The sequence below is a fragment of the Pseudomonas sp. CFBP 13711 genome (genome assembly GCF_014842265.1).
Taxonomy (GTDB): Bacteria; Pseudomonadota; Gammaproteobacteria; order Pseudomonadales; family Pseudomonadaceae; genus Aquipseudomonas.
Genome location: NZ_JACYVI010000006.1, coordinates 67,913 through 82,447, shown reverse-complemented (window position 1 = coordinate 82,447; position 14,535 = coordinate 67,913). Strand labels below are relative to the sequence as shown.

The following is a 14,535-nucleotide window of genomic DNA, read 5'->3' as shown; positions in this document are numbered from 1 at the left end:
ACTTTCATGAACATGTCTGCAATCCGCCGCACCTTTCTGTTGTCGGCCTTTAGCCTGGTGCTGGGCACGGGTCTGGTCAGCCAGGCTGTCGCTGGCGATCAACTGGCAACCATCAAAAAGAACGGAACCCTTAATGTCGGCCTGGAAGGCACTTATCCCCCGTTCAGCTTCGTGGGTGAAGACGGCAAGCTGACCGGTTTCGAAGTGGAGTTCTCCGAAGCACTGGCCAAGGAACTGGGCGTCAAGGTCAAGCTGCAAGCCACGCCGTGGGCCGGCATTCTGGCGGCATTGGAGTCCAAGCGTCTGGATGTCGTGGTCAATCAGGTGACCATCTCCGACGAGCGTAAAAAGAAGTACGACTTCTCCGAACCCTACACCGTGTCGGGCATTCAAGCGCTGGTGCAGACCAAAGACGTCGGCGTGATCAAAACGGCCGCAGACCTGAAAGGCAAGAAAGTGGGCGTCGGCCTGGGCACCAACTACGAAGAATGGCTGAAAGCCAACGTGCCTGATGCCATCGTCAAAACCTACGACGATGATCCGACCAAATACCAGGACCTGCGTGTCGGCCGTATCGACGCCATCCTCGTCGACCGTCTCGCTGCGCTGGAACTGGTCGCCAAGACCAAGGACAAGCTGGCCGTTTCCGGCGAACCGTTCTCCCGTCAGGAATCCGGTATCGCACTGCGCAAGGGCGAGCCTGAACTGCTGGACGCGATCAACAAGGCCATCGACAAGCTGCGCGCCGACGGCACCCTCGCCAAGCTGTCGGACAAGTACTTCAAGGCTGACGTGACCAAATGATTCCAGAGAGCCTTCAGCTCGCGCTGGACTCCGCGCCCTTCCTGCTCAAGGGCGCGTATTACACGGTGGGCTTGAGCCTGGGGTCGATGTTTTTCGGATTGGTGCTGGGCTTCGGCCTGGCACTGATGCGTTTGTCGAAGATCTGGGTCATCAGCGCCGTCGCCAGGGTTTACGTGTCGTTCTTCCGTGGCACGCCGCTGCTCGTCCAGCTGTTCATGATCTATTACGGCTTGCCGGACCTGGGCATTGAACTGGATGCGATCACCGCAGCGCTGATCGGCCTGTCGCTGAACATGGCCGCGTATGCCTGCGAAATCCTTCGGGCCGCGATCGGTTCGGTGGACCGAGGGCAGTGGGAAGCCGCTGCGAGCATTGGTATGACGCGCGCCCAGACCATGCGCCGCGCCATCCTGCCGCAAGCTGCACGCACCGCGTTGCCGCCCTTGGGCAACAGCTTTATTTCACTGGTCAAGGACACGGCGATGGCCGCCACCATTCAGGTGCCGGAAGTGTTCCGCCAGGCGCAGCTGATCTCTTCGCGGACGCTGGAAATTTTCACCATGTATTTCACCGTTGCGGTGATCTATTGGGTGCTGTGCAGCATCCTGGCGCATTTTCAAAATCGCCTGGAAGCACGGGCCAACCGCCACGATGTGGAGTCCTGAGGCATGATCACGGTTGAAAAACTGACCAAGCAATTCAAGGGCAACGAAGTGCTCAAGGGCATTGACCTGACGGTCGAGCCGGGCGAAGTGGTAGCGATCATCGGCCCTAGCGGTTCGGGTAAAACGACGCTGCTGCGCTGCCTGAATCTGCTGGAAGTGCCTACGAGCGGCAGCATTGTCGTGGGCGACATCAAAGTCGATTTGAGCCGCCCGTTGAGCCAGCAGCAGGGTCTTATCCGGCAACTGCGCCAGCATGTCGGGTTCGTCTTTCAGAACTTCAATCTGTTCCCCCACCGCACCGCGCTGGAAAACGTCATCGAAGGCCCTACTGTGGTCAAGAAGATGCCGCGCGAACAGGCCATCGAGCTGGGCCGCACGCTGCTGGCGAAGGTCGGCCTCGCGGGTAAAGAAGACGCTTATCCGCGTCGGTTGTCCGGTGGTCAACAACAGCGGGTGGCGATTGCCCGGGCGCTGGCCATGGAGCCGGAGGTCATTCTGTTTGATGAACCGACGTCGGCGCTCGATCCCGAGCTGGTGGGCGAGGTGCTGAATACCATTCACGCTCTCGCCCTGGAGAAACGCACAATGGTGATCGTGACCCACGAGATGAGCTTCGCGCGGGACGTCGCCAACCGGGTGATCTTCATCGACAAGGGCGTCATCGTTGAACAGGGCGAAGCGAAAGAGCTGTTCGCCAACCCCAAAGAAGAACGCACAAGGCAGTTTCTTGAGCGCAGCAGGAATTAGTCCGACACGTTATGTGTTTAAAACGGCGCCAATAGGCGCCGTTTTCTTTGTCGTTCATATTTAGAAAAGCGTTGACCCACTAAAAGTCCTACTATTTCAACGCCGGCTAGCCGTCATCAATCTATCTGTTTTTTCAATACGAACAGCGCTCACTGTCTCTACTTCCCCGCAACGTTGATTGACCATTTCCTCGCCCACAAATAACTGTCGCTGACACTTTTCATTAGCCTGCTGACTGCGGAATACGGCGCGCCCGGCGGCTCAGGTAGGACCACAGTCGCACCCCCCTCCCCATAAGCAACGCTCAACTGTAGGAAAATTCTGCATTTGCGTTACACACACTTTAAAAACTTAATTACCGTTGACACAAACACCGCAACACAATTAGCTGAAATTGCTCTCGGCTTATTCTTTTTCCAGAACAGCAACCCACTAATTACCACCGTTTGTAATGTTTGCCATGTCTATGCATCCCGGCGTGTACTAGTGCCAGTCGTTTTCACGCTGCAGTTGCAATGAATTAATCACCTGACTTGCCTTGATCCAGGCACGCATTCGAAGAGTATTAAAAGATGATCCGTATCCCTGTAATGACTCAGTCTTTCAAGTTGATGGCGCCGTATCTTCCGCAGTCGAACAAGCATGGGATTGGCGCCCTGGCGGCGGCCGATCTGCGAGTGCACATCGACCCCTGGCCAGAGATGGACTGCGGTGATTTGATCGAATTGTTTTGGGGAGGCTGTTATGCCGCCTCAAAACTTTTATCGGAGTCCGACATCGGGCATACATCCGTCCTACATGTACCCGAAAGTTTTCTTCGAAGTGGAAAAGTGAAAACCTACTATCGCGTTACCAAAATTGGCAGCGAACCCATTAAATCTCCCGGCGCCAAGCTATGGGTCAAACTGGAGATTCCCGGCGGTCAATTGGTCAGCGGCGAGGGCGATGAGAATCAGGGACTGGCACCGGTGACGTTCGCCGAGTCGGTCATGCAGGACGGTTTGACTGCGCGCCACTTCGATGAGGGCGTACAGCTCACCCTCGACGCTTATCCCAACATGGATGCCTACGATGAAATCACCCTTCGCTGGGGCGACATGCGTCTGGATCTGCCAGCGCTCACCCAAGAAGACGTCGGCCTGCCCATCGTGGTTGAAGTACCAGCAGAATTGGTGCGCGAGGCGGGCGATGATCCGCACCTGGAGGTGAGCTATTGCGTGATTGACCGCGTCGGCAATAACTCGCGCTGGGCACCGGCGCGATTGATCAAGGTATCGACCGACATGACCGATGAGGTCGGAGCTTGATATCGACCCCGCTCAAGACGCTGTCGCGGCGCACCCTCGGCGCGCCGCGATACGTCTGCCGCCTGGCGTGCTGCAATCGTGAACGGCGCCACGGATCAGCCACAGAGAAGAAACCTCCCACATCATCTCCATCAGCGTCCTACAGCTTCCCCCTGGATACGCGGGAACGGGCTGCTAGCCTGCGGTGAAACCCCTCACAAGGTGTTCGCCATGCCCTTCAGACATTTGGTCAAGTACATGATTCTGGCGCTGGCCTTCGGTTCATGCCTGACCTACACGCAAGCCACGGCGCTGGCGACAGCAGCCGCCATTTCGCCTTCTATGCTTATTCCTAAATGTGAGTTTATTTAATGTTTATACACGCTTAGGGTATATGCACCGGACCACCGGACCATCGTCAATTTTCCCGCCGCTATCGCGGTATTGATTCGAGGTTCGAATGGTCAAGCACAACGACCCCAGTGCTCGCGCTCGTGAAGGTCACCACCATGACTGATCTGAACGCCCTTTCTGTCCAGCACACCCTGGACGTAGCTCCTCCCCTGCTCCCTGCCAACGTACTGCGCAACGACGCCGATGCCCTTGCCGCGGCCCATGAACTGGCCGCGATCGTGCGCCCGAATGCCGCCACGCGAGACCGCGAGCGGCAACTGCCCTGGTCAGAAATCGAGCTGTTCAGCCGCAGTGGCCTGGGCAGCATCTCGGTACCGCGCGCATACGGTGGGCCGCAGGTATCGTTCGTGACCGTGGCCGAGGTCTTCGCCATCCTCTCGGCGGCTGACCCTGCCGTGGGCCAGATTCCGCAAAACCACTTCGGGATTCTCAACTCGCTGATCGGCAGCGCCACCGAGGCGCAGAAAGAAACCCTGTTCGCCAGCGTGCTCGGCGGCGCACGCATCGGCAACGGCGGCCCCGAACGCGGGACCAAAAACACCCTCGACGTCAGAACGCGAATAACTGCGGACGGTGATCAGTTTTTGCTCAATGGCCGCAAGTTCTACTCGACCGGCGCGCTGTTCGCTCACTGGGTGGCGGTCAAGGCCATCAATGACGACGGCAAACAGGTGCTGGTGTTCGTGCCTCGCGGGACGCCGGGGCTGCACATCATCGACGACTGGTCCGGCTTCGGTCAGCGCACCACCGCCAGCGGCAGCGTGCTGCTGGAAAACGTGCGCGTGAGTGGCGAACTGGTTGTTGATAACTGGAAGCTGGGCCTGTCTCCGAACATTCAGGGCGCGGTCTCGCAACTGATTCAGGCCGCCATCGATGCGGGCATTGCCCGGGAAGCCATCGACGAAAGCATTCGTTTTGTGCGCGAGCGTTCGCGGCCGTGGATCGACGCCAATGTCGAGCGCGCCGGTGACGATCCGTATGTGATCGCTGACATCGGCAAGCTGAAACTCGAGCTGCACGCCGCCGAAGCGCTGCTGCGCAAGGCCGGCCGTGCGCTGGATGGCATCGCCGCCGAACCCATCGACGAACAATCAGCGGCGCGGGCGTCCATCGTGGTCGCCGAAGCCAAGGTACTGACCACGCAAATCGCCCTGCAGGCCAGCGAAAAGCTGTTCGAGCTGTCGGGCAGTCGCGCGACGCTGGCCGAATTCAATCTTGATCGTCACTGGCGCAACGCGCGGGTTCACACCCTCCACGACCCGGTGCGCTGGAAGGTCCACGCCGTCGGCGCCTGGCACCTGAACGGCGCCCTGCCCGCCCGTCACTCCTGGATATAACCAGACCACTGGAAGCACACCTATGAGCCTTCAAACCTTGCCGCGTGAAACGCAGGCGACCGCCGTGACCGCGATCATTCGTGACGACGCCGAGGCGCTGCGTATCGCCCGCACGCTGGCGGAAGATTTCAAACAACAGAGCGCCACCCGTGATCGTGAACGGCGCCTGCCCCATCAGGAACTGGAAGCGTTTTCCCGCTCGGGACTGTGGGGCATCAGCGTGCCAAAGGCCTTTGGCGGCGCTGGCGTGTCCAATGTCACCCTGGCCGAGGTCATTCGGATCATCTCTGCCGCCGACGCCTCTCTGGGGCAAATTCCACAGAACCACTTTTACGCGCTGGAAGTGCTGCGCGTGAATGGCAGCCCGGCGCAGCAGGCGCGTCTGTACGCCGAGGTCCTCGCCGGTCAGCGCTTCGGTAACGCGCTGGCTGAACTGGGTACCAAAACCGCCCACGACCGCACCACCCGACTGAGCCGCGACGGCAACGGCTGGCGCATCAACGGCCGCAAGTTCTACGCCACCGGCGCGCTTTACGCCCAACGCATACCGACCTCGGTGGTCGATGAAAACGGCGTGCAGCAGCTGGCATTCGTGCCAGCCAACGCAACGGGGCTGAGCGTGATCGATGACTGGAGCGGCTTCGGCCAGCGCACCACGGGCAGCGGCTCGGTGGTGTTCGATAACGTGTACGTTGACGCCGACGACGTGGTGCCGTTTCAGACCGCCTTCGAGCGCCCGACCACCGTCGGCCCTCTCGCACAAATCCTCCATGCGGCCATCGACACCGGCATCGCCCGCGCGGCCTTTGAAGACGCGCTGCATTTCGTGCGCACCCGCACGCGGCCCTGGATCGACTCTGGCATCGAAAAAGCCGTCGATGACCCGCTGACGCTGCACAGCTTTGGCAAGCTCGGCATTCGCCTGCACGCCGCCGAAGCCCTGCTCGAACGTTCGGGGGAATTCCTGGATCGAGCCCAGGCCGAGACCACGCCAGAGAATCTGGCCCAGGCATCGATTGCGGTCGCGGAGGCGCGGGCGATCAGCACTGAAATCTCATTGGAAGCCGGCAGCACCTTGTTCGAACTCGCCGGTTCCCAGGCCACGCTGGCAGAGCACGGCCTTGACCGGCACTGGCGCAACGCGCGAGTCCACACGTTGCACGACCCGGTGCGCTGGAAGTATCACGCCATCGGCAACTACTACCTCAATGACGTCAACCCGCCACGCCGGGGGACGATTTGATGAGCAAGAAAAAGATTTTGCTCAACGCGTTCAACATGAACTGCATCGGCCACATCAACCACGGTTTCTGGACACACCCCCGGGACACGTCGACCCAGTACAAGACCCTGGAATACTGGACAGAGCTGGCGCAGTTGCTTGAGCGCGGGCTGTTCGACGGGTTGTTCATCGCGGACATCGTCGGGGTCTATGACGTCTACCAGAAGTCGGTGGATGTAACCCTGAAGGAATCGATCCAGTTGCCGGTGAATGATCCGCTGCTGCTGGTATCGGCCATGGCCGCGGTCACCAAAAACCTCGGCTTCGGCCTGACCGCCAACCTCACCTACGAGGCGCCGTATCTGTTCGCCCGGCGCATGTCGACGCTGGATCACCTGACGCGCGGCCGCGTGGGCTGGAACATCGTCACCGGGTATCTGGACAGCGCCGCGCGCGCGATGGGCCTGACCGAGCAAATCGAACACGACCGCCGCTACGACCAGGCCGATGAATACCTGGAGGTGTTGTACAAGCTGTGGGAAGGCAGTTGGGAGGACGACGCAGTCATCGAGGACCGTCAGGCGCGCATCTACGCCCAGCCGGAAAAAGTCCATTACGTGCGGCACAGCGGCGAGTTCTATCAGGTTGAGGGTTATCACCTGTGCGAGCCGTCGCCGCAGCGCACGCCGGTGCTGTTTCAGGCTGGGAGTTCCGAGCGGGGTTTGCAGTTTGCCGGCAGCAACGCCGAGTGCGTGTTCATCAGCGCGCAGAACAAACCCGCGACCCGCGAGCAGGTCGACAAGGTCCGCGCCAGTGCCGTGGCGGCCGGGCGCAACCCCGATGACATCAAAGTGTTCATGGGCCTCAACGTCATCGTTGGCCCCACCGAAGAAGCGGCGCGAGCCAAGTACGCGGAGTACCTGAACTACGCCAGCGCGGAGGCCGGGCTCGCGCATTTTGCTGCGTCCACCGGCATCGACTTCGCCGACTACGAGCTCGACGAGCCGATCCAGCACGTGAAAGGCAACGCCATTCAGTCAGCCACGAAGATCCTCAAGAACAACGACTGGACCCGCCAAAAGCTGCTCGATCAACACGCCCTCGGCGGCCGTTACATCACGCTGATCGGCTCGCCCGAGCAGGTCGCCGACGAGCTGGAATCGTGGATCGCCGAAACCGGCCTGGACGGCTTCAACCTGACCCGCATCGTCACCCCGGAGAGCTACGAGGATTTCATCGATCTGGTGATCCCCGAGCTGCAACGGCGCGGCTCATACAAGACCGCATACGAGCACGGCACCTTGCGCGAGAAGCTGTTCGAGGGCGGTGACGCAAAACTGCCTGATCGGCATGCGGGGGCGAGCTACAGGGCAAGATCGCAAGCGTGAGTCAGCGATGCATTTATGTCTGAACTGCCCCCTTCGCGAGCAAGCTCGCTCCCACATGGACCGTGTTGCCTGCGCGACAGCGCGGCGCGTAGGCAGCGGAATGAACTCCCACAAAGGCCGCATTTTTATCCACATGACGTGAGCGACTTTGGTTCCTGTGGGAGCGAGCTTGCTCGCGAAGACGGCTTCACAGACACCCAAGTATTCAAACCAGACCACTGACCCGGATTACCCGCCATGACCAAAACCCTCCTCACCCTCGCGCTGTCCCTGGGCCTGTTTGCCGGCGTCACCCACGCTGCCGATCAACCGCTCAAAGTCGGCACCACGGCGGCGTTCGCCATCCCGCTGGAAGCGGCCGTCGCCGAAGCCGATAAACAAGGCCTGAAGGTCGAGCTGGTGGAATTCACCGACTGGATCGCGCCCAACGTCAGCCTCAACGCTGGCGACATTGACGTGAACTACTTCCAGCACATCCCGTTTCTGGAAAACGCCAAAGCGGCGTCGGGTTTTGATCTGGTGCCGTACGCGCCGGGCATCATCAACAATGTCGGGCTGTATTCGAAGAAGTACAAAAGCTTCGATGAGCTGCCAACCGGCGCCACCGTCGCAATCGCCAATGACCCGATCAATAGCGGACGCGGCCTGCAGCTGCTCGCCAAAGCCGGCTTGATTACCCTAAAACCGGGCGTGGGCTACAAGGCCACCGAAGACGACATCACCGCCAACCCGAAGAAGATCAAGCTGATTCAGGTCGAAGCCGTGCAACTGGTGCGCGCCTATGACGATGCCGATCTGGTGCAGGGCTACCCGGCCTACATTCGTCTGTCGAAGACCTTCGATGCCGGCTCGGCGATTCTGTTCGACGGCCTCGATCACCCGGAGTACGTGATTCAGTTCGTCATCAAACCGGACCATAAGGATGACCCGCGTCTGGCCAAGTTCATCGACATCTACCAACACTCGCCGGTCGTGCGAGCCTCGCTGGATAAGGTCAATGGCTCGCTGTATCAGGTTGGCTGGAAGAACTGATCATGACGGCATCCGCGCAACGCACTTTGGCGCTTGAGGGTGCTGCAGCTCCCCATGCCGCCGAGCAAGCCGAACTGCACCCGCAGAAGCAACACGCCCATGTGCGCTTCATCAATCTGGGCAAGGTCTATCAAGGGCCGCAAGGGCCGGTGCCGGCGCTTACGGGCATCGATCTGGATATCCAGCGCGGTGAGGTTTTCGGCATCATCGGCCGCAGCGGCGCAGGCAAATCGTCGCTGATTCGCACCATCAATCGTCTGGAAAAACCCAGCAGCGGACGCGTGCTGATCGATCAGGTGGACATCGGCGACTTCAACGAAGACACGCTGGTGGCGCTGCGCCGACGCATCGGCATGATCTTTCAGCATTTCAATCTGATGTCGGCCAAGACCGTGTGGCAGAACGTCGAGCTGCCGCTGAAGGTGGCGGGCGTGCCGAAGGCGCAGCGTCAGCGCAAAGTCGCCGAGCTGCTGGCATTGGTGGGGCTGGAAGGCAAGCACACCGCCTATCCCGCGCAATTGTCAGGCGGGCAGAAGCAGCGCGTCGGCATCGCCCGGGCGCTGGTTCACGATCCGGCGATTCTACTGTGCGACGAGGCGACCTCGGCCCTCGATCCGGAAACCACGCAATCGATTCTCGGCCTGCTGCGCGAGATCAATCAGCGCCTGGGCCTGACGATCATTTTGATCACCCACGAGATGGCGGTGATCCGGGAGATCTGTGACCGGGTGGTGGTGCTGGAAAAAGGTGAAGTGGTCGAGCAAGGCCCGGTCTGGCAGGTGTTCGGCAATCCACAACATGAGGTGAGCAAGACGCTGCTGGCGCCGCTGCAACATGCGCTGCCGGAGGATTTGCAGGCGCGCTTGCAGCCGCAGCCATCCGAACAACACGTCAGCGTTGTGCTGGACCTGCAATTCACCGGCAGCGACGGCAAGGAGCCTGATTTGTCGGCACTGTTCAATGCATTTGGCGGGCGGGTGAGCCTGCTGCATGGCGGCGTCGAACGCATTCAGGGGCGTGCGCTGGGTCACCTGCTGCTGGCGGTAAGTCATTCGCCGCTGTCGGCGGACGAATTGCTCAATCGTGCCCGCAAACACGCGCAGCACGCGGAGGTATTGGGTTATGTGGCTTGATCGTCTGTGGCAGGGCGTCATCGACACCTTTCTGATGGTGGGCGTGTCGTCGCTGATTGCGTTGATTCTGGGCATTCCACTGGCGGTGATTCTGGTCACCAGCGGCAAGGGAGGCATTTTTGAGGCGCCCAATGTGAACCGGGTGCTGGGCGCGTTCGTGAATATTTTTCGTTCGGTGCCGTTCCTGATTCTGATGGTCGCGCTGATTCCGTTCACGCGGCTGATCGTCGGCACGACCTACGGCGTGTGGGCGGCGGTGGTGCCGCTGACCATCGCGTCGACGCCATTCTTCGCGCGTATTGCGGAAGTCAGCCTGCGCGAGGTGGACCACGGCCTGATCGAAGCGGCACAAGCGATGGGCTGCCGCCGGTGGCACATCGTCTGGCACGTGCTGTTGCCCGAAGCGCTGCCGGGCATCGTCGGCGGATTTACCATCACCATTGTGACAATGATCAATTCGTCGGCCATGGCCGGTGCCATCGGCGCGGGCGGCCTGGGCGACATCGCTTATCGCTACGGTTATCAGCGGTTTGATACGCAGGTGATGCTCACCGTGATCGTGTTGCTCGTGATCCTGGTAGCGGTGATTCAGTTGGGCGGGGATCGATTGGCATTGCGACTGAACAAGCGCTGATCAAAGGGCGCCTTCCCTGCAGGACTGGCTGAATCCGGTCCCACTATCGGCATGCGTTCATTCAGTAGGACTGGCTTTAGCCGGGAAAGCGTCAGGCGCCACCCTGCAGAATTGATGGCGCTGCCACGGGCCTCTTCCCGGCTGAAGCCGGTCCTACCAACGGCATGCAGTCCCGCCAGGAGATTGCAATTCGGGAGCGGGGTATATTGGCGGCCTTATTCGCCCAGACAACCACCTCATGAAACTTGATCAAACCGACCTCGCCCAGATCACGGCCACTACCCTCGGCAACTACAACGATGTCGCCGAGGGTTTTCGCGAAGGGACCCGCGACCATGATGTGAGCCAGAACATTGATGCGCTGCTGCGCAATATCACAGGCCCGGCGCCGTTTCAGATTCTGGATTTCGGCTGCGGGCCTGGCCGTGATCTGCAGACCTTCACTGCCATGGGCCACATCGCCACTGGCCTGGATGGCTCCGAACGCTTTGCCGAGATGGCCCGCGCCGACAGCGGCTGCGAGGTGCTGCACCAGAACTTCCTGGAACTTGATCTGCCCGCAGAACGCTTCGACGGCATCTTCGCCAACGCCTCGCTGTTCCACGTACCGCGTCAGGAATTGCCTCGGGTGCTGCGTGAGTTGCGCGCCGCACTCAAGCCCGGCGGCGTGCTGTTCAGCTCCAATCCCCGAGGTGACAATCAGGAAGGCTGGAAAGGCGAGCGCTATGGCGCGTTCCATGATCTGGAGTCGTGGAGCGCGTTACTGACCGAGGCCGGGTTTACCGAAGTCGAGCATTACTACCGACCGCCGGGATTACCGAGAGATCAACAGCCATGGCTGGCGAGCGTGTGGCGCAAGGTCTGACCGCTGCAGGTCTCCCGTAGCGAGACTCGGAAAACCTGGCGCATCAGCCGCCCTCGCCTGTTGCGTGATAGACGCTGACCGCTCCGTCAGGCGCAACCGCCGTCACGCTATGCCCTGCATACCGGGTCGTCCCTACCTCACGGGTCCCACCATCGAAGTTCGCCACCAGTCTGGTTCCGTCCGTGAAGGTGGTCTGCTGAACCAGTCGATCAAGCGTCAGCCAACTGAACGCCGTCATTGTCTGGGTACCAAGGCGCTCATGCAGTGGCCGGAAAAACCGGTCCTGACGCTGCATCACCGGCAACCGTTCGCCCAGCGTCGCGCTGCTCAGGTGATACAGCGGCGGCACGTTGTAGAGCAACTGGGCGAGCTCGTTCTCCTGCCTGACATTGACCAGTTTCAGGCTGTCGAAAAGCCAGTGGTGAGTTGTGATGACCGATCCATGGAACACGGTCTGATAGAGCGGCAGGCGGGTCGTCCGATTGAAGTGAATGGTGCGATAAGGCTCCTTGATCGGTACCGGTTTGAAGAACACGTCCGGCTGCTCCGGCGGGTACCAACTGCCCAGATACCAGCGGGAGGACTTGTGCTGGCTGAGCTCCGGATCACCCCATCCGATCACCGGCGTCTGCATGCCGTGGGCGAAAAGGATGCCTTGGGCGGCGACGGCATTGCCGTCCTCGGAACCTGAGGGCAGCGCTCGGGCTTCAGCCACCCACTGCGAAGCACTGACATTAGCGGCGGCGTTTTGCATCTCGGTCATGGCCGCGCCGAGCCGATAGCTGTCGAACAGCATCCCCGTGGCATAGGCATCCAGAAACCAGCTGTTGAAACCGGCAGCGGCCTGGACAGCCGTAACCCGCGCCTCCATTAACGGCCGGACACAACGCGGATCGGTGTAATGCCCGGACTGTTGAAAACCGGCTTTGAACGTTCCGTCCTTCAGCACGATGGCGCATTGACGGTGTGCGTCGCTGCCCAGGTGAGCGGTCACCCAGTCCGGGTTTTCATGGGTCGCCAGAGCCGTTTCGTAGGAGTCATAGGGCGCAATCAGATACCCCGCCTGCACAGCGGCGCGAACGGCTTCGGGATGCCAGAGACCACCCTCCCAACCTTCGCCGAGCCCCAGCCACAGTCGTGGCAAACCAGATGCTTGCAGGCTCTCGATACCCTTGAGGGACAGCGCGCCGCCCCATGTCGACGGGTCATCCGCGAGGGCGCCGGCAAACAGACGGGCGACTTCCCCGTGAAGCTCACCGTAACGCGACGTCAACCGCGACACGTCGGGCTGGGCATCACGTTGCCATGCTTGTCTTGCGACAGAGTTGAACGCCCTGTTGAGACTGCGCAGCAGCGCGACTTGTTGCCAGCGCTGCAATTGTCCCTGGCTGCCACTCAGCAAAACCAGCGCTTCTTTATCCAGCCGGTTGCGCAACTGCACAGCCAGTGGGTCGTCGGACGCAAGTACCTGAGTCAGACGCCCCCAGGACTGAATATCATCAAGGGCCAACAGGTCGTTGCCCCACAGATACAGGTGAGCGGCGCCGAGCAGCTTGCGCCCCTCTGGGGTTTTCTCGAACTTGCTTTCCAGCGTCTGATAGTCGCCATTGTCGATGAGCCACTGCCGGTAACGCCTTGCGCCAGCGAGCGGATCGGCGGCATCCAGCGACAGGCGAAAGGTCATTGGCGTGCTGACATCCAGCGCCGTGAACTCATGTCGGGCGGACAAACCCAGGGCGTCACCTTGGGGATGCAAACGAAGGCGGTTGTTGAATGGATGGGTCAACAGCCAGGTCAGGGTGAATGCGCCGTGGTCCATGCCCCACAGCGGCAGGCTCAAGTCCTGTGTGGTGTTGATCTCGCCCTGGGTCGCAAGAAACTGCTGCCAGACAGTGTTCCCCCGAGGGACATAATGCCCCTCGGCCATCGGCCAGATCAGCGCTTTGCCCATGGCGTCGCCTGGCTGATTCAGGAACTCCAGTACCCCCGTATTCCGGGCCTTGATGGTCAGCAAGAGGTCACGTTGCTGCAGCCGGACTTCGAGATGCCAGGCGCCCTCGTCCCACTGCCACGCGAGGTAGTTCTGCGAAGTCTTGAGCTCACTGACGCGATGCGCCTTGACCCCGCTTGACGCTTGCAAAGCAGATTGCCCGCTCGGCGAGACGCGGACCGCGAGTGTGTGCGGATCAACGTCCACCCGCCAGAAGTCGTTTTCCAACGTTTCAGCCGAACTGCCGAATGGGAGCATCCAGCCCAACAAGAGGCAGACACACAAGCGTACCAAGGGAAAAGACATGTCGAGCCCCGCGAAGCGATTCAGCGGGGCACAGTAAGGCAGGGACCGACGAGTGTCTGTCGGACCGTTCCTAAATCACGACTGGCCTTGCCCCACCTCGCAAATGCTCGCTCAATTGACGGGGGTCCGGGACTGTCATTTCTGACAGTAGCCCCTTCCTGTCCCCGCGCACACACTGGACCCGCGCCATGAGTGCCAACCACGATCCGGTTGCCTGATGAACACAGGCTGCCAATCGCCAATCAGCAAGGGAATGACGATGAGTAATTTATTGGAAAACAGTGACTTCGCATCGGGCGAATTAGAACCCTGGACCATCACCCCCACTGAGGTCACTGGGGAGATCAAGAAAGAGGGGGCGGTTTACTACGTGCAGCTGGCAAAGGCAGCCGGTCTGTCCCAGTCCCTCCCGGAGGGCAATTATAAACCCAGCCAATTTAGTTTTTATGTGCGGGCCGGGGAAATTATAAAGCCCGGCGATTCCATAGTATTCAGTTATGGGGTGCTGATCAGTACGGTCGGGAGCGCCGAGGCGTTTGGTGACATTTCGGTAGCAACCGAGGAGTGGACGGAAGTCACTCTCGAGATGAACCGCAAACCGATCCCTGCCACTACGGTGACCGTGCAGGTACACACCGTCTCCAATTCGTCAAAGCTGAGAGCTCAGGCAGGGCAGGTGCATTTCAAAGATTTCAAGCTGACCTGACAACCC

General features: G+C 60.4%; 14 protein-coding genes. 13 read left to right on the top strand and 1 reads right to left on the bottom strand.

Annotation, left to right across the window (positions count from 1 at the left end):
- Nucleotides 1-6 precede the first annotated feature (6 nt).
- From tcyJ to IFT47_RS13075, 12 genes are all read left to right on the top strand, one after another.
- The gene (gene tcyJ / locus IFT47_RS13130) at nt 7-804 is read left to right on the top strand and encodes a cystine ABC transporter substrate-binding protein (protein WP_192173018.1); all 798 of its coding nucleotides are present in this window, start codon (nt 7-9) and stop codon (nt 802-804) included.
- On the top strand, nt 801-1,469 hold the full coding sequence (tcyL, locus tag IFT47_RS13125) for a cystine ABC transporter permease (RefSeq protein ID WP_133775647.1): 669 nt from the start codon (nt 801-803) through the stop codon (nt 1,467-1,469). Before tcyJ ends, tcyL begins: the two co-directional genes overlap by 4 nt.
- A gap of 3 nt (nt 1,470-1,472) precedes the next feature.
- Complete coding sequence (tcyN, locus tag IFT47_RS13120; protein ID WP_192173019.1) at nt 1,473-2,216, top strand: L-cystine ABC transporter ATP-binding protein TcyN; 744 nt, start codon at nt 1,473-1,475, stop codon at nt 2,214-2,216.
- 572 nt (nt 2,217-2,788) lie between these two features.
- The gene (locus tag IFT47_RS13115; protein WP_192173020.1) at nt 2,789-3,523 is read left to right on the top strand and encodes a hypothetical protein; all 735 of its coding nucleotides are present in this window, start codon (nt 2,789-2,791) and stop codon (nt 3,521-3,523) included.
- A 210-nt stretch (nt 3,524-3,733) separates the two neighbouring features.
- Nucleotides 3,734-3,874 (top strand): hypothetical protein, encoded by a 141-nt coding sequence (locus tag IFT47_RS13110; protein ID WP_192173021.1) that lies wholly within the window; start codon nt 3,734-3,736, stop codon nt 3,872-3,874.
- Nucleotides 3,875-4,011: 137 nt separating this feature from the next.
- Entirely contained in the window at nt 4,012-5,253 is a 1,242-nt protein-coding gene (locus IFT47_RS13105; protein WP_192173022.1) for an SfnB family sulfur acquisition oxidoreductase, read from the top strand.
- A 37-nt stretch (nt 5,254-5,290) separates the two neighbouring features.
- Nucleotides 5,291-6,496 carry an SfnB family sulfur acquisition oxidoreductase gene (locus tag IFT47_RS13100; protein WP_407073236.1) on the top strand — a complete coding sequence of 402 codons (1,206 nt, stop codon included), beginning with the start codon at nt 5,291-5,293 and terminating at the stop codon, nt 6,494-6,496.
- Nucleotides 6,496-7,863 (top strand): LLM class flavin-dependent oxidoreductase, encoded by a 1,368-nt coding sequence (locus IFT47_RS13095; RefSeq protein WP_192173024.1) that lies wholly within the window; start codon nt 6,496-6,498, stop codon nt 7,861-7,863. The genes IFT47_RS13100 and IFT47_RS13095 overlap by 1 nt, the downstream gene beginning before the upstream one ends.
- Before the next feature lie 237 nt (nt 7,864-8,100).
- Nucleotides 8,101-8,895 carry a MetQ/NlpA family ABC transporter substrate-binding protein gene (locus IFT47_RS13090; protein WP_192173025.1) on the top strand — a complete coding sequence of 265 codons (795 nt, stop codon included), beginning with the start codon at nt 8,101-8,103 and terminating at the stop codon, nt 8,893-8,895.
- Between the two features lie 2 nt (nt 8,896-8,897).
- Nucleotides 8,898-10,028 carry a methionine ABC transporter ATP-binding protein gene (locus IFT47_RS13085; protein WP_192173026.1) on the top strand — a complete coding sequence of 377 codons (1,131 nt, stop codon included), beginning with the start codon at nt 8,898-8,900 and terminating at the stop codon, nt 10,026-10,028.
- Nucleotides 10,018-10,662, top strand: a complete 645-nt coding sequence (locus tag IFT47_RS13080) for a methionine ABC transporter permease (RefSeq protein ID WP_122536756.1) — start codon at nt 10,018-10,020, stop codon at nt 10,660-10,662. Before IFT47_RS13085 ends, IFT47_RS13080 begins: the two co-directional genes overlap by 11 nt.
- Before the next feature lie 238 nt (nt 10,663-10,900).
- On the top strand, nt 10,901-11,527 hold the full coding sequence (locus IFT47_RS13075; RefSeq protein WP_192173027.1) for a class I SAM-dependent methyltransferase: 627 nt from the start codon (nt 10,901-10,903) through the stop codon (nt 11,525-11,527).
- Nucleotides 11,528-11,570: 43 nt separating this feature from the next.
- Here IFT47_RS13075 and IFT47_RS13070 read toward each other — a convergent pair whose 3' ends face one another.
- Nucleotides 11,571-13,823 (bottom strand): glycoside hydrolase, encoded by a 2,253-nt coding sequence (locus IFT47_RS13070; RefSeq protein ID WP_192173028.1) that lies wholly within the window; start codon nt 13,821-13,823, stop codon nt 11,571-11,573.
- Nucleotides 13,824-14,082: 259 nt separating this feature from the next.
- Here IFT47_RS13070 and IFT47_RS13065 point away from each other — a divergent pair, with 259 nt between their 5' ends.
- Nucleotides 14,083-14,529, top strand: a complete 447-nt coding sequence (locus IFT47_RS13065; RefSeq protein WP_192173029.1) for a hypothetical protein — start codon at nt 14,083-14,085, stop codon at nt 14,527-14,529.
- The last annotated feature ends 6 nt before the right edge of the window (nt 14,530-14,535 follow it).